The organism is Micromonospora taraxaci, assembly GCF_007830095.1.
Taxonomy (GTDB): domain Bacteria; phylum Actinomycetota; class Actinomycetes; order Mycobacteriales; family Micromonosporaceae; genus Micromonospora; species Micromonospora taraxaci.
On record NZ_VIWZ01000001.1, the window covers coordinates 4291557 to 4310682 of the forward strand.

The window sequence follows — 19126 nt, forward strand, 5'->3', positions numbered from 1 at the left end:
TCAGGCGATGGTGGGGCTGCGCCGCTCCAGCAGGACCACGTCACGCCAGCGTCCGTGGTGACGACCAACCCGCTCGCGTACGCCGACCACCCGGAACCCGGTCCGCTGGTGCAGTGCCAGGCTGGCGGTGTTCTCCGGGAAGACTCCGGACTGGATCGTCCAGATGCCGGCCGCCTCGGTGGAGCTGACCAGCGCGTCCAGCAGCAGTCGGCCGGCGCCACGGCCCTGGGCGGCCGGGTCCACGTAGACGGAGTGTTCGACCACGCCGGCGTACACCTCCCGGGTCGAGGTCGGCGAGACCGCGACCCAGCCGAGGACCGCGCCGAGGGGGTCGACGGCCACGAACCGGTGCGCGGTCAGGCGCGCGGCGTCGAACGCCGCCCAGGTCGGCGCGGTGACCTCGAAGCTGGCGTTGCCGGCGTCCAGTCCGGCCTGGTAGATCGTCAGGACCCGTCCGGCGTCGGCGTCGGTCATCGGCCGGACAGTGACGTCGACCATCAGCGGGTTCCCCTCCCGGCGTAGACGGCGCGGTCGCCGAGCTCCTCCTCGATGCGGATGAGCTGGTTGTACTTGGCCGTGCGGTCCGAACGCGACAGCGAGCCAGTCTTGATCTGGCCGCAGCCTACGCCCACGGCCAGGTCGGCGATGGTGGTGTCCTCAGTCTCGCCGGAGCGGTGGGACATCACCACCCGGTACCCCGCCTTGTGGGCGGCGTCCACCGTCGCGAGGGTCTCGGTGAGCGTGCCGATCTGGTTGACCTTGACCAGGATCGCGTTGGCGTAACCGCCCTCGATCCCGTCGCGCAGCCGGTCGACGTCGGTGCAGAAGACGTCGTCTCCGACCAACTGCACCCGCTCCCCCGCCAGTGCCGTCAGCCGCTGCCAGCCGGCGATGTCGTCCTCCGCCATCGGGTCCTCGATCGAGCTGATCGGGTAGCGGGCGGCCAGATCCACCAGGTGGTCGATGTGCTCCTCCACGGAGCGCTGACGACCCTCGCCGACGTAGTCGTAGACGCCGCCACGGTAGAACTCCGAACTGGCCGGGTCGAGGCAGATCGTGATGTCGGTGCCGGGCTCGTAGCCGGATTCCTCGATGGCGCGCAGCACGAAACCCAGCGCCTCGTCGGCGGTCGTGAAGGCCGGCGCGAACCCGCCCTCGTCGCCGACGTTGGTGTGGTGACCGGCCGCGGCCAGAGACGCCTTCAGGGTGTGGAAGACCTCCGAGCCGACCCGGACCGCCTCGGCGAAAGTCCGTGCCCCGACCGGGGCGATCATGAACTCCTGGAAGTCCAGCGGGTTGTCGGCGTGCGCGCCGCCGTTGATGATGTTCATCATCGGCACCGGCAGCAGGCGGGCGCCGACGCCGCCGACGTAGCGGTAGAGCGGCTGTCGGTGGGCCGACGCCGCTGCCTTCGCCGTCGCCAGGGACACCGCGAGGATCGCGTTGGCGCCCAGTCGACCCTTGTCCTTCGAGCCGTCGAGGTCGATCATCGTCGCGTCGATCAGCGCCTGGTCCTCGGCGTCGAGCCCGATCACCGCGTCGGCGATCTCGCCGTTGACGGCGGCGACCGCCGTCGTGACGCCCTTGCCGTGGAAGCGGGCGGGGTCCCCGTCGCGCAGCTCGACCGCCTCGTTCGCCCCGGTCGACGCGCCCGAGGGTACGGCCGCCCGGCCGACTGAGCCGTCGCTGAGTTCCACGTCGGCCTCGACGGTCGGGTTGCCCCTGCTGTCGAGGATCTGCCGAGCACGCACCCGATTGACTGCCGTCATCACACACTCCCTGGTCACACTGCCTTTTCGTCGCCCAGACTGGCAGGAAACGGCGGTCCTGGCACCGCGACGATGGACACGTTGACCCGTACCCCAGGGTGCGGGTTTAGGGTCGCGGGATGCGGGTGGGTGAGCTGGCACGACGGACCGGGACGACGGTCCGGGCACTGCGGTACTACGAGTCGGCGGGGCTGGTCGTGCCCCGGCGGCTCGGCAACGGCTACCGCGAGTACGACGCGATCGCGGTGCGGCTGGTCGCGCAGATCCGCGAGCTGATGGCGCTCGGCCTCACCGTCGAGGAAACCCGCCCGTTCGTCGAGTCGATTGCCGGTGGCGCCGACGACACCGACGTGTGTGCGGCGGCGGTGGCGACGTACCGCAGCACCATCACCACCCTCCAGGAGCGGATCGGCAGGCTGACCGCCCAGCGGGACGCCCTGGACGCGCGCCTGGACGCGGCAGCGACCCAGGTCGTACCCGGTGGCGGCGAGGTCGGGGGCGACCCCGCCGCGCTGGTCGGCACCAGCCTGCCGTCGCTGTCCTTCTACGGCACCGACGGCCGCCCGGTCGACCTCGGCGCGCTCGGCGTCGGGCGCACCGTCATCTTCGTCTACCCACTGACCGGGCGGCCGGGCGTCGACCTGCCCAACGGACTGCTGGAGGTCCACGGCGCCCGGGGCAGCACCGAGCAGGCAGCCTGGTTCCGTGACCACCACGCGGAACTCCGCGCGGCCGGCGCCGCCCGGGTGTACGGCCTGTCCGCGCAGTCGACCGGGTACCAGCGGGAACTGGCGTACCGGTTGCGGCTGCCCTACCCGCTGATCCCCGACCCGAGACTGACCCTGGCCGACGCGCTGCGCCTGCCGACCCGCACCGCCGGTGACATGACGCTCTACGAGCGGCTGACCCTGATCATCGCCGACGGCGTGGTGGAACACGTCTTCCACCCGATCCCGGACCCGGCGTCGCACCCCCTGCACGTGATGCGGTGGCTCACCAAGCGACGCCAGGCCCCCGGATCGTTTGCCGCCTAGAAGTCGTCGTCGAAGGCGACGGTGCCGGTCACCCCGACCTGGTACGCCGACACCCGGCGCTCGAAGAAGTTGGACAGCTCCTGCACGTCCTGCAACTCCATGAAGGCGAACGGGTTGCTCGACCCGTAGTGCGGGGCGATGCCGAGCTGGGCGAGCCGACGGTCGGCGACGTGCTGGAGGTACTCCCGCATGTCGGCCAACGTCAGGCCGGGCACGCCGTGGCCCAACAGGTCCTCGGCGAACTGCACCTCGCACTCGACGGCCTCGGTGAGCATCTGCCGCACCTGCTCGGCGAGGTCGTCGTCGAACAGGTCCGGCTCCTCGGCGCGAACGGTGTCCACGATGTCGAACGCGAACGCCATGTGCATGCTCTCGTCGCGGAACACCCAGTTGGTGCCGGAGGCGAGGCCGTGCAGCAGGCCACGGGAGCGCAGGAAGTAGACGTACGCGAACGCGCCGTAGAAGAACAACCCCTCGATGCAGGCGGCGAAGCAGATCAGGTTGAGCAGGAACGTTCGCCGGTCCTCGCGCGAGCGCAGCTCCCGAAGGTCGCCCAGGGAGTCGATCCAGCGGAAGCAGAACTCGGCCTTGCGGCGGATCGAGGGGATGTTCTCGATCGCGGCGAAAGCCTCGAACCGCTCGCTCTCGTCGGGCACGTACGTGTCGAGCAGGTTGAGGTAGAACTGGACGTGCACCGCCTCCTCGAACAGTTGCCGGGACAGGTAGAGGCGCCCCTCGGGGCTGTTCACGTGCTGGTACAGGTTGAGCACCAGGTTGTTCGCGACGATCGTGTCGCCGGTGGCGAAGAACGCCACCAGGCGGCTGACCAGGTGCCGCTCGGCCGGCGACAGCTTGTCCAGGTCGGCGAGGTCGGCGTGCAGGTCGACCTCCTCGACGGTCCAGGTGTTGCGGATGGCGTCGCGGAAACGGTCGAAGAAGTGCGGGTAGCGCATCGGGCGGAGGGTGAGGTCCATCCCGGGGTCGAGCAGCATGTGCGTGGTCCTCGTCTCGGAGGTGTCGGTGACTGTGGTGTCGGCGAGGGTCACTGGCAGGCCTCGCACGACTCGGGGTTCTCCAGCGAGCAGGCCAGCGCCTCCGCGTCGAGGGCGACGGGCGCGAGGGCTACGGGCGCGACGGCGCTGACGGTGGCCTGCTGGATCCGGGTCGCGGGGCGCGAACGCAGGTAGTAGGTGGTCTTCAGACCGGCCTTCCAGGCGTACAGGTACATCGAGGAGAGCTTGCCGATGGTCGGTGCCGCCAGGAACAGGTTCAGCGACTGGGACTGGTCGATGAACGGGGCGCGGGCGGCGGCGAGGTCGATCAGCGCCCGCTGCGGCAGCTCCCACGCGGTGCGGAACAACTCCCGGACGCCGGCCGGAAGTTCGGCGATGTCCTGCACCGATCCCTCGGCCCGCTTGATCGCCGACCGGATCCGGTCGGTCCACAGACCACGGGCCTTCAATTCGCGGACCAGAGCGGTGTTGACCTGGAGAAACTCCCCGGACAACGTCTCGCGCTTGAACAGGTTCGACACCTGCGGCTCGATGCACTCGTAGCATCCGGCAATCGAGGCGATGGTCGCGGTCGGGGCGACGGCCACCAGCAGCGAGTTACGCAGCCCGTGCGCCGCGACCCGCTCCCGCAGGGCGTCCCACCGCGCGGTCTGCGTACCCTCGACACCCCACAGGTCGGGCTGCAACTGGCCCCGCGCGGCCCGGGTCTGCGGGTACGTCGGGTGCGCGCCGAACTGTCGCGCCAGGTCGGCGGAGGTCTCCAACGCGGTCAGGTACAACTCCTCGCTGACCCGGGTGGACAGTTCCCGCGCGGCCGGGGAGTCGAACGGCAGCCGCAGTGCGAAGAAGACGTCCTGCAGGCCCATCAGCCCGAGCCCGACCGGCCGCCAGCGGGGGTTGCTCGCCGCCGCCTGCGTGGTCGGGTAGTAGTTGATGTCGATGACCCGGTCGAGGAAGGTCACCGCGGTACGCACCGTGGCGCGCAGCCGCTCCCAGTCGATGTCACCGTCGACGAGGTGGGCGGCGAGGTTCACCGAGCCGAGGTTGCACACGGCGGTCTCCGCGTCGCTGGACACCTCGACGATCTCGGTGCAGAGGTTGGACAGGTGCACCACGTTGCCCGGTTCGGCGGTCTGGTTGCACAGCCGGTTCGACGCGTCCTTGAAGGTCATCCACCCGTTGCCGGTCTGGGCCAGGGTTCGCATCATCTTCCCGTACAGCTCCCGCGCCGGGACCTGCCGGACGTAGCGGCCCTGCGCCTCGGCCTCGCGGTACGCGGCGTCGAACCGCTCCCCCCACAGGTCGGGCAGCTCGGGCACCTCGTGCGGGTCGAACAGCGACCACATCTCGTCGGCCTCGACCCGGCGCATGAACTCGTCCGGCACCCAGTTGGCCAGGTTCAGGTTGTGGGTGCGGCGGGCGTCCTCGCCGGTGTTGTCCCGCAGTTGCAGGAACTCCTCGATGTCCGGGTGCCACGGCTCCAGGTAGACGCACGCCGCGCCCTTGCGCCGGCCGCCCTGGTTGACCGCCGCGACGCTCGCGTCCAGCGTTCGCAGCCACGGCACGATCCCGTTGGACTGCCCGTTGGTGCCACGGATCAACGCGCCCCGGGACCGGACCCGGGAGTACGCGATGCCGATGCCGCCGGCGAACTTGGACAGGTTGGCGACCTGGGCGTAGCGCTGGTAGATCGAGTCCAACTCGTCGAGCGGTGAGTCGACCAGGTAGCAGGAGGACATCTGGGTGTGCCGGGTGCCGGAGTTGAACAGCGTCGGTGAGCTGGGCAGGTAGGCCAGGCTGGACATCAACCGGTAGAAGCCGACCGCCTCGTCCGGCGTACGGGACAGGCCACAGGCCACCCGCAGCAGCCAGTACTGCGGGGTCTCCAGCACCAGCCGGCTGGTGGGATGGCGCAGCAGGTACCTGTCGTACACCGTGCGCAGCCCGAAGTACTCGAACCGCCGGTCGCCGTCCGGGTCGATGGCATCGTCGAGCACTGCGGCGTGCGTGGCGACGAACGCGGCGGTGTCGTCTCCGATCAGGCCCTCGGTGTGGCCGGTCCGGATCGCCGCGCTGAACGAGGCGATGCCCTGCCGACGCACCTCCTTGTCGACGTAGCCGGCGAGCAGCCGGGCGGCGAGGCGCGAGTACTGCGGTTCCTCACCGATCATCTCGGCCGCTGTCTGAATGGACAGCCGGTCCAGTTCGGCTGTCGTCGCGCCGTCGTACAGGCCGCTGATCGTGCGGGTGGCGACGCGCATCGGGTCGACGTCGGTCAGGTCGTCGGCCCACCGCTCGACCGCCCGGACGATCTTGTTCACGTCCACGGGTTCGGTGCCGCCGTCACGCTTGCGGACCTGCATCGGCGTCCGTCGCAGTGCCGCGTCGGCGCTGGCCGGGACTACCTCGGTGACTGTCACCACTCGCTCCTCGGAGTTCGAGACCTGGAGGCCCGAACGCGCGGAGACAGACACCGACGGACGCCACGCCGGCGGCGTGGGTCAGGTGGCGTCAGCCGTCCCACGCGGCCTCGGACCGCCGCACACCCGGGTGCGGGTACGCGGCGCGCTGGCAGGTCTTCGGACTCGTGGGCGCGACCGGGCTCACCGGTCTCCTACCGGCCGTCGCTTCCCAGACCGTGTGGTCCAGTGCTGATGACGGCTGTCGTTCCCACTCACCGCTGCGGGACAGTCCCGGATTTCCACCGGGTTCCCTCTTGCCTCGACCGCCCTGGATGAGCAGTCGAACCAGCTGCGCTCGACACCATATATAGGGACCCAGCGGTTGTCACACCCCACATGTCGGTGTCGGCGTGTCGGCGGCGGAGGCGGTGACGACCGTCACCCGACCGCGCCCCCGACCGCCGGTCCCCGGCCGGCCGACGCCAGCGGGAGGCGGCGGCCAGCGGCGCGACAAGACCGCGGAAAAGCCGGCGACGATCCACAAAGATGCGATGTATGCAGGATCCAGATGTAAGGAACGTTGCTCATAATCTGCCGTCGATGCGGGTGGTCGAGATGAACATCCAATCTTCAAACCCCCGGCTCGGCCGCCGACTCCGACCCTCGTTCCGACCGGTGGACCGCCGCCCACCATTCGACACACTCGACGGGCCGGAGTTCCACTTGGAACAGCGAACGCCACCCACCAGCGGTTTGGTGTTCGGCCACGATGCCCACGCGCAAACGCGGGCCGCGACGACGGGGTACCACCGCCGTCGCGGCGGTCGCCCGGCATCCGAACACGCCACGCGGGAGGCACCTCTCGTCAGACGTTCGGTCCCCATCAGAAACATTGGATGTCTGCACCGGTCGGGTGATCGACGTCGTTGACGCACCTGAACCAGCCTCCGTATACTCCGAATGATCATCTGATCTTTTGCCTAGTCGGGCGAGGAGCGCATGCCGCAGATCACTGCTGTCACCGTCGAGGACGTCCGCTTCCCCACCTCCCTGACCGCTGACGGGTCAGACGCCATGAACAAGGACGGCGACTACTCGGCGGCCTACGTCGTCCTGCACACCGACGGCACCGACAGCGTGGACGCGCCGCTCGCGGGCCACGGCCTGACCTTCACCATCGGCCGGGGCAACGACATCGTCGCCGCCGCAGCGGTCCACCAGGCACAGCTCCTCGTGGGCATGGACGTGGCGACGATGGCGGCCGACATGGGCGCTGTCTACCGCCTCCTCACGTCCGACTCGCAGCTGCGGTGGCTCGGGCCCGAGAAGGGCGTCGTCCACCTGTCGCTCGCGGCCGTGCTGAACGCCTCGTGGGACCTGGTGGCCCGGCTCGCCGACAAGCCGCTGTGGCGGCTACTGGTGGACATGTCCCCCGAACAACTCGTCGACATCGCGGACCTGCGCTACCTGTCCGACGCGCTGACCCGGGACGAGGCACTGGCCATCCTGCGGGCCAAGGAGAGCACGAAGGCCGACCGCCTCGCCGAGCTCCACCGGACCGGCTACCCCGCCTACACCACCTCGGCCGGCTGGCTCGGCTACGGCGACGACAAGCTGCGCCGGCTGTGCCAGGAAGCCGTCGACAGCGGCTACGGCTACGTCAAGCTCAAGGTGGGCGCCAACCTCGACGACGACATCCGCCGCTGCGCGATCGCCCGGGAGATCCTGGGCCCGGACCGCAACCTGATGATCGACGCCAACCAGGTGTGGGACGTCGGCCAGGCCATCGAGTGGGTCACCGCCCTCGCCCGGTTCACGCCGCTGTGGATCGAGGAGCCGACCAGCCCCGACGACATCCTGGGCCACGCGGCCGTCCGCCGGGCCGTCGCCCCGATCGGCGTCGCCACCGGCGAGCACTGTCACAACCGGGTGATGTTCAAGCAGCTGTTCCAGGCCGGGGCCATCGACTTCTGCCAGTTGGACACCGGCCGGCTGGCCAGCATCAACGAGATCGTCGCCGTGCTGCTCCTCGCCGCGAAGTTCGACGTACCGGTCTGCCCGCACGCCGGCGGCGTCGGGCTGTGCGAGATGGTCCAACACGTGTCGGTGCTCGACTACGTCGCGGTCTCGGGAGATCTCACCAACCGCGTCACCGAGTTCGTCGACCACCTGCACGAGCACTTCACCGACCCGTGCGTCATCCGTGACACCGGCTCGGGCAGCGGCTACGTCCTGCCCGACCAACCCGGCTACTCCACCCGGATGCGCCCCGAGTCGATCGCGCTCTACCGCTTTCCCGACGGCCACTACTGGGCGGCGGCGGACCCGACTACCGTGTCATCTCCGGAGCCGTACGTGATCGCGGGTGGGACGGCCACATCCGCTGGCCGCTAGGGGGACCATGTCACGCACCGACGAAGTGGTGAACGGCATCAAGCGGATGATCCTGGACGGGAAGTTCAAGCCCGGGGACCGCCTGCCGATCGAGAAGGACCTCGCCGAGTCGCTCGGCGTCTCGCGCGGCTCGCTGCGCGAGGGGATGTCGGCCCTGTCGATCCTCGGCATCGTCAACATCCGCCAGGGTGACGGCACGTACGTCACCAACCTCGACGCGCCGCAACTGCTGGCCCCGATGGGTTTCGTGGTCGACTTCCAGGGTCAGGGCGACCCGCGGCACATCCACACCGTCCGGCGGCTACTGGAGTGCGAGGCAGCCCAACTGGCCGCGACCAGGATCACGGACGAGGCCCTCGCGCAGGCCGGGGAACTCCTCGACGAGGCGGCCCGGATGGTCGGCCAGTCACCGCAGGACCACGAACGCATCCTCGAGATCGACATCGCCTTCCACCGGATCATCGCCGTGCACGCCGACAACCCGGTGCTCGTCGGGCTCATCGAGGCGTTCGCCGGTCGCACCATCCGCGGGCGGCTCTGGCGGAGCCTGCACGAGGAGGGCGCGGACCGGCGTACCCATGACGAACACGTGGCGATCCTGAAGGCCCTCGTGGCGCGTGACCCGGAGCGGGCCCGCACCCGGATGGCCAACCACCTGATCGGTGTGGAGGAGTCGTTGCACGGGTTGCCCGACGACGCCGACCCGACCAGCACCGAGACGACGCGACCCTGATCGCTGACGCTACTGCTGCACGTCGAGCAGCCCCGCCTCGTACAGCGCCGCCCAGAGCTGGTCCGGGACGTCGGTGTCGAATCGGCGCAGGGTCTCGGTCACCTGGACCGCGTCACGCACGCCGACCACTGTCGAGACCACGGCCGGGTGCCGACGGACGAACGCCAACGCCGCCTGGGGCAGCGTGACGCCGTACGTCTGACAGACCCGCGCTATCCGCCGGGCCTGACCGACCACCTCCACCGGCGCCCGCTGGTAGTTGTAGGCGGCGTCGCTCGGCGGCAGGTCCCGGGCCAGCAGCCCGGAGTTGTAGACCCCGGCGATCACCACACCGACGCGGCGGGCCTGCGCGGCGGGTAACAGGTCGGTCAACGCGCCCTGCTCCAGCAGCGTGTACCGGCCGGCGCACATCACCACGTCAACGTCGGTCTCCGTCACGAAACGGGCCAGCATCGCGGACTGGTTCATCCCCGCGCCGATCGCGCCGATCACGCCCTGTTCGCGCAGCTCCACCAACGCTGGCACCGCCTCGTACGCGGCCTGCTCCCAGTGGTCGTCCGGGTCGTGCAGGTACACCACGTCGATCCGGTCCAGGCCGGTGCGTCGAAGGCTCGCCTCCACCGAGCGGTGTACGCCGTCCCGGCTGAAGTCCCAGACCCGTCGGTGATCGGCGGGCACGTCGAACCCCTCCGGGTCACGCAGGTGCGCGGTCTCCGGCGACGGCACGAGCAGCCGGCCGACCTTGGTGGACACCACGTACTCGGCACGGGGTCGGGAGCGGAGGGCGGCACCCAGACGCCGTTCGGACAGGCCGAGCCCGTAGTGCGGCGCGGTGTCGAAGTATCGGACACCCCCAGCCCACGCGGTGTCCACCGCGGCGGCGAACGCCTCGTCCGACGTCCTTCGATAGAGATTGCCGCCCTGCGAGGCACCGAATCCCAGTGGGCTGAACCGCACCCGTGGGCGAGCGGCATCCACTGTGGTCCGCCGACCGAGGGGGCCTGTCATCGGCCGCGCCAGCCGTCGCCGTCGGCCAGGACGTTCGCCGTCACCGCTCGTCCCGGTCCGTGCTGGTGCTCCCGGTCATCGCCGCCACCAGGTCGTCGGTGGTGACCTCGTCGGCGCGGAGTTGGGCCGCGCGGCGGCCGAGGCGCAGCACCTCGACCCGGTCGGCGATGTCGAGCACCTGCGGCATGTTGTGGCTCACCAGCACCACCGACATGCCGGCGTCGCGGGCGCGTCGGACGACGTCGAGAACCCGCCCGGTCTGGACCACGCCGAGCGCTGCGGTGGGTTCGTCGAGGATGACCACGTTGGTGGCCCAGATGATGGCGCGGGCCACCGCGACGCACTGCCGTTGCCCACCGGACAACATGGCGATCGGGGTGGTGACCCGTGGGATCCGCACACCGAGTTCGTCCAGGGCCGCCGCCGCGCCCTGCCGCATGGCGCGCTTGTCCAGCAAGCCCAGCCGACCGAGCGGTCCGGAGCGCAGGATCTCCCTCCCGAGATACAGGTTGGCAGCCACGCTGAGGTCGTCGGCGACGGCCAGATCCTGGTAGACGGTCTCCACCCCCGCCCGCCGGGCGTCGACCGGGGTCGAGAACTGCACCGGGCGACCGCCCACGAGGATCTCGCCCTCGTCCGGTGGGTGCACGCCGGAAAGCGTCTTGATCAGAGTGCTCTTCCCGGCGCCGTTGTCGCCGATCAGCGCGACGACCTCACCTCGGTGGACGGTGAAGTCGGCGCCCCGCAACGCCTCGACGTGTCCGAACCGCTTGACGATGCCGCGCGCTTCCAGGACCGGCGGTTCCCCGCCGGACGGCAGGTTGTCGGTGTCGGCGGTGGCCGCCGGAGTCGTTCCCATCACTGCACCGGAGGGTTGGCGCAGCTGGGCTCGAGCACCGCCTTGATCTCCGCCGAATCGATGTTCTCCTTGGTGACGAAGGTGACGCCGGTGTCGGCAGACGCGAGTGGCGCCTTGTCCCGGAGGTGCTTGACCATCTTGTCGACGCCGAAGTAGCCCATCTTGAACGGGTTCTGCACGACCAGCGCCGAGATCTGACCACTGCGCAACCCGGCGACCTCGTCCGGGGCGGCGTCCCAACCGATGATGACGATCTTGCCCGACTTGCCCGCCGCCTGGATGGCCTGGGCGGCGCCGAGCACGCTCGGCTCGTTGGCGGCGAAGATGCCCTTGAGGTTGGGGTTGGCGGTGAGGATGTTCTCGGTGACCCGCCGCGCCTCGTTGACGTCGCTCTTGCTGGGCTGCTGACCGACCAGCTTCAGGTTGGGGAACTGGGCGAGGCCGGCCTTGAAGCCGTCGACCCGCTCGGTGTTGGTCTGTGATCCGGGCTGGAACTCGACCAGGGCCACGTCGTGGTTGCCGGGGCCCAGCTCCTTGGCGAGCAGCTTCGCCGCCTCGGTCGCTGACGCGCGGTTGTCGGTGGCGAAGAGCGGGACGCCCGACGGCTGCGGGCTGGTGCCGGAGTCGATCATCGCGACCGGGATCTTGGCGGCCAGCGCCTGGTCGGTGGCGGGCGCCAGCGCGCTGGAGTCGGTCGCCGCGTAGACGATGCCGTCGACCTTCTTGGTGACGAAGTTCTGGATCAGGTTGACCTGGCCCTCGACGTCGGTCTCGGTGGTCACCCCGTCCCACTGGACGGTGACGTCCCCGGCGCGCTGCGCGGCGCACTCCGCGCCCGCCTTCACTGTGTTCCAGTAGTCGGCGCCGACTGCCTTCGGTACGACGGCGAGCTTCAACGGCCCGCTCGCGTCCTTCGTCGCGCCGTCGCCGCCGTCCCGGACCTCCACTCCGCCGCAGGCGCTGAGTAGGGCGGTGGCCGCGACCGCGGCCAGGATGGCCTGTGCACGAAGGAGACGCGTGCGCGCCGGTCGACTGGTGGTGGTGTGTGCCATGGTGTGTGTCCTTCCTCGTTCGGACTCGTGGAATGGCATGTCAACCCCGCGATTCCAGCCGCCGGCGGCGGTACTGGTCGAAGTAGACGGCGGCCCAGATGATCAGGCCGACGATCACCTGCTGGTAGTGGATGCTGATGTCGAGCAGGACGGCCCCGTTGCGCACCAGGGCGATGAGGAAGGCGCCGATGATCGTCCCGACGATCCGACCCTGGCCTCCGAACAGGCTGGCGCCGCCGATGACCGCGGCGGCGATGACGTCGAGCTCCAGCGAGATCCCGTAGTTGGGCTGGCCGGAGTTGACCCGGGAGGCAGCGATCATGCCGCCGAGGCCGACCAGCACACCCGCCAGCACGTACACCCCGGTCAGGTGACGGCCCACCCGGATGCCGGAGCGACGCGCGGCCTCCAGGTTGGAGCCCATCGCGTAGGTGTATTGACCGAAGCGGGTCTGGGAGAGCAGGAAGGCGACCCCGACGGCGACCAGGACGGTGATCACGACGGCGAACGGGATGCCGATGATCTCCCCGTTGCCGAGCAGTTGGAACGAGCGGGGCAGGCCGTAGACGCCGACCGCGCCGGTGATGATGAAGACCAGTCCGCGCCCGACGGACATCGTTCCGAGCGTCGCGATGAACGGCGGAATCCGGGCTGCCGTCACCAGCAGGCCGTTCAACAGCCCGGCCAGCGCGCCGACGCCGATCGCGACCGCCGTCGCCGCCCAGAGCGAGAAGCCGAGGTCGCGGACGACCATCGCTCCCAGCACACCGGAGAGTGCGGCCACCGACCCCACGGACAGGTCGATGCCCTTCGTGATGATGACCATCGTCTGCGCCGTGGCGATGATGGCGATCACCGCTGTCTGCGCCCCGATGTTGAAGAGGTTGTCAGCCGTCAGGAAGTAGGGACTCGCGATGGTCAACGCGATGAACAGGACGACCAACGCGGTGGCGGCGGTGAACTCGGAGACGGCGTGGGAGATCCGTTCCCGGAGCCAGTCACCGATGTCGCCGCGCTGCGTGCCGGCGGATGCCTCGGCGGTACTCATCGTCGGACCTGACCTCCCCATGCGTGGGGCCGGCACTCGACGGAGGACCCGCCGTCGTGCCGAGCACCTATGAGCGACCGAGCCTCCCCGCAGAGGAGAGGGCTTGGCGTGGACCTGCCGCACCGTGACGATAGATCGGATGTTTCCCTTGATCAGCCGTTACCATGCCATGCACCCGCGTGGGTTGCCAAGGTCTTACAACCATGTTTTGACATCGTTACCCGAGCCATCCCGCGCATACGTCTGATCAAATCGGCACAACTGCGGCCGAGCGGCGCGGCACCATCCGCCGACGGTTCGTCAGGGGACGCTGGACCAGCGACAGTCCACACTGGATCGACAGGCCCGGCCCCGACGACCATGCGCACCCCGCACCCTAGGGTGGCCCCCGACTCGATCCGGCGGACCATCGCGAGCATGTTATCGATAACATGCTATGCCCGGTGGCGTTTGCGGGCACCTCTTTCTCCACCGAACTCCCGGCCGGTCAACCGACGGCCCTCCGGCGGGTCACGACGCCGCGAGCCGGTACTCCCGGCTGGCTGTCTGTCGCCAGATCGCCGCGCGCTCGTCGTCGGTCAGCGGATCCAGCAGGTCGCCGAGCACCCTGACCCAGCGGGTGTACGAGGTGGCGAGCAGACACACCGGCCAGTCCGAGCCGAACATCAGCCGGCCCGGCCCGAACACGTCCAGTGCGTGCTCGACGGCCGGCCGCAGGTCCGCGACCGTCCAGGAACTGCCGCTCACCTCGGTCACCAGGCCGGAGAGCTTCGCCGTCGTGTTGGGTTCGGCGGCGAGCGCCCGCAGGTCCCGGGGCCAGTCGCCGAGGCCGCCGGCGCCGAGCGACGGCTTACCGAGGTGGTCCAGGACGAACCGGACCTGGGGCAGGTCGCGGACCAGCCGGGTGGCCGCCGGCAACTGATGATGGCGTACGAGCAGGTCGAAGGCGAGGCCGGCAGCACCGACCGCGGCGATACCCCTCCGGACGTCGGGGCGGTCGAGATATGCCGGGTCGGGCTCGGACTGGACCAGATGACGGATCCCGACGAGCCGCTCGCCACCCCGCGCCGCCCGAAGTCGCTCCAGGCGCTCGACGACATCGCCGGCGGTGAGGTCGACCCACCCGACGACCCCGGCGATGAGGGGGTCGTCGGCCGCGATCCCCAACAGCTCGGGCGTCTCCGACCGGGCCGCGACGGTCTGCACGACGACGGTCTGGGTGACTCCGGCGACCCGGGTCGCCGGGCCGAGGTCGACCGGGGTGAAGTCGTCGTCGATCGCGGCCATGGTGTGCGGGTCGATCCAGGGCTGCGGGTGCCGGGCTCGGACCCAGAGGTGATGGTGCGCGTCGACGATCCCCGGCTGCCGCACGGCCGCACCGGTCGTCATCGGACCCGTCCCGGCGCGCTCACGTCCACCCACCCCGCTCCGCCACTGGTCGGGCCTCCGGCGAGGCCCGGTGCCGTCGACAGATTTTGCAGGGTGACCATGTTAGCGGTAACAGGGCAGGCGCAGGCCGCAGAACGCGCGTACCAGCCGGAACTCCCCAGCACTCCGGCCAGACGAATACCGTCGACTGGCCGAAGTGACGATGCGTCGGTGCCCGCACGTCGGCGAGCCGGCGGGTCGCTGTCCCGGACCGGGTTGACCGCCTGAGGCGGCACCGATACCGTCGACCCACTATCTGCGGCGACGCGAGGGAAGCCGGTGTGATTCCGGCGCGGTCGCGCCACTGTGAGCGGTTCCCCCACTTCGAGAGGGACCGCGAGCCAGGACGCTCGGTCGTCCGCAGCCTTGCGATGGGGACGCGTCATCCCCGGGGAGGTTCGTGATCACATGTCCAGTTCCACGTCCAGCCAGCCGTTGGTGAATCCCGCTGGCACCACGCGTCTGTTGTGGACGGTGTTGGCGACCGTCACCGCGCTCGCGCTGCTGGCCTACCTCGTCGCCTTCGACCAGGGCGCGGTGTCGCGCAGTGGCATGTACCTGCACGAGCTGATGCACGACGGCCGGCACCTGCTGGGTGTTCCGTGCCACTGACGGGTGCCACCGCTCCCCCGTTCGTCACCGTCCTCGTCCGCGGTCTGCTCGCCGGCCTGATCGCCGGTCTGCTCGCCGGGACGTTCGCCTATCTCGCCGGCGAACCGCACGTCGACGCGGCCATCGCGATCGAGGAGGCGGCGTCGGCGCATGCCGAGCCGGTCGCCGGTGCGCACGACCACGAGGATGCCCTGGTCAGCCGCAATGGCCAGCGCGGCGGCCTGTTCCTGGCCACCGGCCTGTTCGGTGCCGCGATGGGTGGCCTGCTGGCCACGGCGTACGTCCTGCTGGCACGCCGACGGCGGACCTACGACGACGGACGGTCGGGCCTGCTGCTGGCCGGCGCGGCGCTGCTCGGCGCGGTGGTCGTGCCGTTCCTCAAGTACCCGGCGAACCCGCCGGCGGTCGGCGATCCGGCCACCATCAACCAACGCACCGTCACCTACCTGCTGATGGTGGTGCTCGGTCTGGTTGCTGTGTGGGCGGGCTCGCTGGGCTACCGATCGGTCGGCGCGCAGGCACCGCTGTGGCAGCGCGTCGCCGCGGCGGTCGGCGGATTCCTGCTGGTCACCGTGGTCTCCTATGTGGTGCTTCCGTCGTTCCAGGAGGTCCCCGCCGACTTCCCCGCGAAGCTGCTGTGGGACTTCCGGCTGGCCTCGCTCGGCACCCAGGTGGTGCTCTGGACCGGGATCGGCCTGCTGTTCGCGGCCCTGATGCACCACGACCGGCGTCGCCGGGCCGCCGCTGCACTTCCGGGCACGTGACCGCCACCAGCCTCCGGCTGGTCGCCCACGCGCACACCACTGCCCTGCGTCGGGCCCGCTTCGGCGGATCGGACGACGGCCTGGACGAGGGCGGCCTGCGTGCCGCCCTCGCCCTGGCCCAGGCCGGACGTGGGCACCTGGGCGTCGACGACGCCTGCGTGTCCAGTCCCGCCGCGGCGGCTACCGATACCGCCGACGCACTCGGTCTGCTGCCCACCATCGAGGCAGCGTTGGCGGACTGCGACTACGGCGACTGGACCGGACGGTCGGTCGAGGAGATCGCCGTCGAGCAGCCGCAGGCGCTGCACGAGTGGATGTCCGAACCGGAGTCCGCACCGCACGGCGGCGAGTCCGTCGCTGGGGTGCGGGACCGGGTCGGTGCCTGGTTGGACGGGCAACGCGGCGCCGACCGGCGGCTCACCGCGATCGCGCACCCGCTGGTGATCCGGGTCGCGGTCGTGCACGCCCTCGACCTGCCGTTGGCAACGTACCGGCAGGTGGACGTGGAGCCGTTGGCGATCGTCCGGCTCACCGGCCGTGGGGCACGGTGGCACCTCCGACTGAGTGCGCCTCGGGTGGATTGAGATCGTGCTGACGGCTCAGGCCGTGACCGCCACAGTGGGTGGTCACGGCCTGAGCCGTCACAGTGTCGCTTCTCAGCGCTGCCGGTGCGGCAGGTGCACCTCGACGGGCTCGGGTGGGAGGTCCTCGACACCCGCGTCGACGGCCTGCTGGTGACGGCGACGCGCCGAGGGCAGTGCGAGCGCCGCGAAGACGGCCAGGACGGCGACGCCCGCGCAGACCCAGAAGCCGGCGGTGAAGGCCGCGTCGGTGGGCAGACCCTGAGGTGTGCTGTGCGACGTGATGACGGCCGCGACGACCGCGGCGCCGATGCTGCTACCGATGGTTCGCGCGATGGTGTTGACGCCGCTCGCCTCGCCGGTCTGCCCGGCCGGGACGCTCTCGATGATGGCGTTGGACATCGCCGCGAACGCCAGGCCGATGCCGGCACCGGTGAGCACTCCGGAGAGCAGCACCTGCCAGGTCGCGCCGTGCGCGAGTGCCGGCAGCACGAACGCGACGACGACCAGGACCGCGCCGAGGAACATCGGGACCTTGGGACCGAAGCGACGGTCCAGCAGACCGGCGAGTGGCCCGAAGATCACCATCATCAGGACGGTGGGCAGCAGGAACAGGCCGGCCTGGGACACCGTCTTGCCGAAGCCGTAGCCGGTGACCGCGGGAAGTTGGAGCAGGGTCGGCACGAGCACGAAGGTTCCGAACATCGCGAACCCGAGGATCAGGGCAACGAGGTCGGTGGCCCAGACACCGCGAATCCTCATCAGGCGCATGTCGATGAGCGGCTCGCTCACCCGCAGCTCGACCAGGACGAACACGATCAACGCGACCACGCCGAGCAGGAACAGGCCGACGGTCTTCGGTTCCCCCCAACCCCAGGACTGCCCCTTGCTCACAGCCAGCAGCAGCGAGACCAGCGACACCGACAGGATGGCGGCGCCGAGCATGTCGAGCCGTCCGGGCGTACGCACCCGCGACTCGGGCATCCCGAAGATGGCCCCGAGCAGCGCGACGACGACGAGGACCAGCGGCAGCCAGAAGAGCCAGTGCCAGGACAGGTGCTCCACGATCGGGCCTGCGGCCACGATGCCGACGCCGGCGCCGACACCGAAGATCGCCGACAGCAGGCCGACGGTGACGCCGACCTTCTCCCGGGGCAGTTCGTCGCGCACGATGCCGATCGACAGCGGCAGGATCGCGCCGGCGGCGCCCTGTAGCGCCCGGGCGACGATCAGCACGGTCAGGTTGGGGGCCAGGGCGGCGAGCAGGGTGCCCGCGGCGAGGGCGGCGAGGACGCCGATGAGGACCCGGCGCTTACCGACCATGTCACCGAGACGGCCGAGGATGGGCGTCAGTACCGAGGCTGCCAACAGGTACGCCGTGAGCACCCAACTGATGTCTCCGGTCGAGACGCCCAGGTCCCTTCCGATGGTCGACAGCGCGGGCGCCACCAGCGACTGCAGCACCGCGAACGCCAGGCCACCCAGCGACAGATACAGCACCAGGAGGGTGCTGTTGGCACGCGGAGCGGCGCTGGGCGCGGAGCCGACGCGGGTCGGCTCCTCGATGGTGTGGGTCATGAGATTCCCGAAACTAGATGTAAACGTTTGCTGACTTACCAGTATCCGCAGCCACAGAGCCATGTCAACAGTCGTTTACGTCACCCCGGCGAAGGTCGACGACCTTGCTTCGAGCCACAAGTCAACATATGTTTACATTGTGTCGGCCGCACCGCCACAGAGAGCGAGAAAGGACGCGCCGTGACAGCAGAACCACCCGTCCCCTCAGCCACAGCTGGCGAACCTGCCCCCCGTCGCCGCCGGGATGCGACCGAAACCCGGCAGCTCCTGCTCGACGCGGCTCGGCAGCGCTTCGCCCGCGACGGCTACGCGGCGACGACCGTCCGGGACATCGCCGACGACGCGGGAGTCAACGTCGCGCTCATCAGCCGCTACTTCTCGTCGAAGGAGGGCCTGTTCGAGGCGTGCCTGCGGGCAGCGGGCGACGAGCTGCACCGGACGGCCGGTCAGACGCCTGCCGAGCGGGTCCCGGAGGCCATCGCCCGGCACATCGCCGACCTCGGCACGGCGGGGCTGTCCAGCCAGCTCACCCTGTTGTTGCGCTCGTCCGGCGACGCGGGGGCCGACGAGATCCGGCGTGGTGTCCTCAGCCGGGCCAGCGAACAACTGGCGGCAGCCCGGGGGTGGCGTCCCGGTGAACCAGGCAGCGAGGAGATCCTCCTCCGCGCCCAGATGGCCCTCGCCGCCGGCATCGGCGTCGCGGTGCTGCGGTCGTCGTCGATCCAGTTGGAGCCGCTGAGCGCCGCCACCGAACAGGACCTGGTCGGGCCGCTGCGCGAGCTGGTCGACGCACTGCTGCCACCTCACTGACGGGACGCGAGCAGCACGTATTCCGCCATCGCGGGCGACGG

At 70.1% G+C, this 19126-nt stretch carries 17 protein-coding genes and 2 riboswitches; of the genes, 7 read left to right on the forward strand and 10 right to left on the reverse strand.

What is annotated here, in order from left to right; all coding sequences use genetic code 11:
• Both FHU34_RS19935 and eno read right to left on the reverse strand, forming a co-directional pair.
• On the reverse strand, positions 1-498 hold the full coding sequence (locus FHU34_RS19935) for a GNAT family N-acetyltransferase (RefSeq protein WP_145782860.1): 498 nt from the start codon (positions 496-498) through the stop codon (positions 1-3).
• Positions 498-1769, reverse strand: a complete 1272-nt coding sequence (eno, locus tag FHU34_RS19940; RefSeq protein ID WP_145782863.1) for a phosphopyruvate hydratase — start codon at positions 1767-1769, stop codon at positions 498-500. The genes FHU34_RS19935 and eno overlap by 1 nt, the downstream gene beginning before the upstream one ends.
• Positions 1770-1888: 119 nt before the next feature.
• On the opposite strand from eno, the gene FHU34_RS19945 reads away from it, so the two are divergent.
• Positions 1889-2803 (forward strand): MerR family transcriptional regulator, encoded by a 915-nt coding sequence (locus FHU34_RS19945; protein WP_145782866.1) that lies wholly within the window; start codon positions 1889-1891, stop codon positions 2801-2803.
• Here the strand turns inward: FHU34_RS19945 and FHU34_RS19950 are convergent.
• Both FHU34_RS19950 and FHU34_RS19955 read right to left on the reverse strand, forming a co-directional pair.
• Positions 2800-3795 carry a ribonucleotide-diphosphate reductase subunit beta gene (locus tag FHU34_RS19950; protein WP_145785697.1) on the reverse strand — a complete coding sequence of 332 codons (996 nt, stop codon included), beginning with the start codon at positions 3793-3795 and terminating at the stop codon, positions 2800-2802. The two genes, FHU34_RS19945 and FHU34_RS19950, sit on opposite strands and share 4 nt — an antisense overlap.
• A gap of 50 nt (positions 3796-3845) precedes the next feature.
• Positions 3846-6179, reverse strand: a complete 2334-nt coding sequence (locus FHU34_RS19955; protein WP_244311978.1) for a ribonucleoside-diphosphate reductase subunit alpha — start codon at positions 6177-6179, stop codon at positions 3846-3848.
• A 190-nt stretch (positions 6180-6369) separates the two neighbouring features.
• A riboswitch (cobalamin riboswitch) is annotated at positions 6370-6583 on the reverse strand.
• Between the two features lie 634 nt (positions 6584-7217).
• Here FHU34_RS19955 and FHU34_RS19960 point away from each other — a divergent pair.
• Together FHU34_RS19960 and FHU34_RS19965 are read left to right on the forward strand one after the other, a co-directional pair.
• On the forward strand, positions 7218-8612 hold the full coding sequence (locus tag FHU34_RS19960) for an enolase C-terminal domain-like protein (protein ID WP_145782868.1): 1395 nt from the start codon (positions 7218-7220) through the stop codon (positions 8610-8612).
• 7 nt (positions 8613-8619) lie between these two features.
• A complete protein-coding gene (locus FHU34_RS19965; protein WP_145782870.1) occupies positions 8620-9345 on the forward strand; it encodes a FadR/GntR family transcriptional regulator in 726 nt (241 codons plus the stop codon).
• 9 nt (positions 9346-9354) lie between these two features.
• Here FHU34_RS19965 and FHU34_RS19970 read toward each other — a convergent pair whose 3' ends face one another.
• The 5 genes from FHU34_RS19970 to FHU34_RS19990 form a co-directional block, all read right to left on the reverse strand.
• Positions 9355-10353 (reverse strand): aldo/keto reductase, encoded by a 999-nt coding sequence (locus tag FHU34_RS19970; RefSeq protein WP_145782872.1) that lies wholly within the window; start codon positions 10351-10353, stop codon positions 9355-9357.
• Positions 10354-10393: 40 nt separating this feature from the next.
• Positions 10394-11212 carry an ATP-binding cassette domain-containing protein gene (locus FHU34_RS19975; protein WP_145782874.1) on the reverse strand — a complete coding sequence of 273 codons (819 nt, stop codon included), beginning with the start codon at positions 11210-11212 and terminating at the stop codon, positions 10394-10396.
• Positions 11212-12264, reverse strand: a complete 1053-nt coding sequence (locus FHU34_RS19980; protein WP_145782876.1) for an ABC transporter substrate-binding protein — start codon at positions 12262-12264, stop codon at positions 11212-11214. Before FHU34_RS19980 ends, FHU34_RS19975 begins: the two co-directional genes overlap by 1 nt.
• Positions 12265-12304: 40 nt before the next feature.
• Positions 12305-13312, reverse strand: coding sequence for an ABC transporter permease (locus FHU34_RS19985; RefSeq protein ID WP_145782878.1), 1008 nt, complete (start codon positions 13310-13312; stop codon positions 12305-12307).
• Positions 13313-13822: 510 nt separating this feature from the next.
• Positions 13823-14701, reverse strand: coding sequence for an amidohydrolase family protein (locus FHU34_RS19990; protein WP_145782880.1), 879 nt, complete (start codon positions 14699-14701; stop codon positions 13823-13825).
• Between the two features lie 258 nt (positions 14702-14959).
• A riboswitch (cobalamin riboswitch) is annotated at positions 14960-15114 on the forward strand.
• A 34-nt stretch (positions 15115-15148) separates the two neighbouring features.
• Between FHU34_RS19990 and FHU34_RS19995 the strand changes: the two genes are divergently transcribed.
• Genes FHU34_RS19995 through FHU34_RS20005 form a run of 3 tightly spaced genes read left to right on the forward strand, consistent with a single transcriptional unit; the run spans position 15149 to position 16700 of the window.
• Positions 15149-15352 (forward strand): CbtB domain-containing protein, encoded by a 204-nt coding sequence (locus FHU34_RS19995; RefSeq protein WP_088989954.1) that lies wholly within the window; start codon positions 15149-15151, stop codon positions 15350-15352.
• A complete protein-coding gene (locus FHU34_RS20000; RefSeq protein WP_145782882.1) occupies positions 15343-16116 on the forward strand; it encodes a CbtA family protein in 774 nt (257 codons plus the stop codon). The genes FHU34_RS19995 and FHU34_RS20000 overlap by 10 nt, the downstream gene beginning before the upstream one ends.
• Positions 16113-16700: a histidine phosphatase family protein gene (locus FHU34_RS20005; protein ID WP_145782884.1), complete on the forward strand. Its 588-nt coding sequence runs from the start codon at positions 16113-16115 to the stop codon at positions 16698-16700. Before FHU34_RS20000 ends, FHU34_RS20005 begins: the two co-directional genes overlap by 4 nt.
• Before the next feature lie 72 nt (positions 16701-16772).
• Here FHU34_RS20005 and FHU34_RS20010 read toward each other — a convergent pair whose 3' ends face one another.
• Entirely contained in the window at positions 16773-18275 is a 1503-nt protein-coding gene (locus FHU34_RS20010; protein ID WP_145782885.1) for an MFS transporter, read from the reverse strand.
• Between the two features lie 180 nt (positions 18276-18455).
• On the opposite strand from FHU34_RS20010, the gene FHU34_RS20015 reads away from it, so the two are divergent.
• A complete protein-coding gene (locus FHU34_RS20015; protein WP_244311746.1) occupies positions 18456-19085 on the forward strand; it encodes a TetR/AcrR family transcriptional regulator in 630 nt (209 codons plus the stop codon).
• Positions 19086-19126 lie beyond the last annotated feature (41 nt).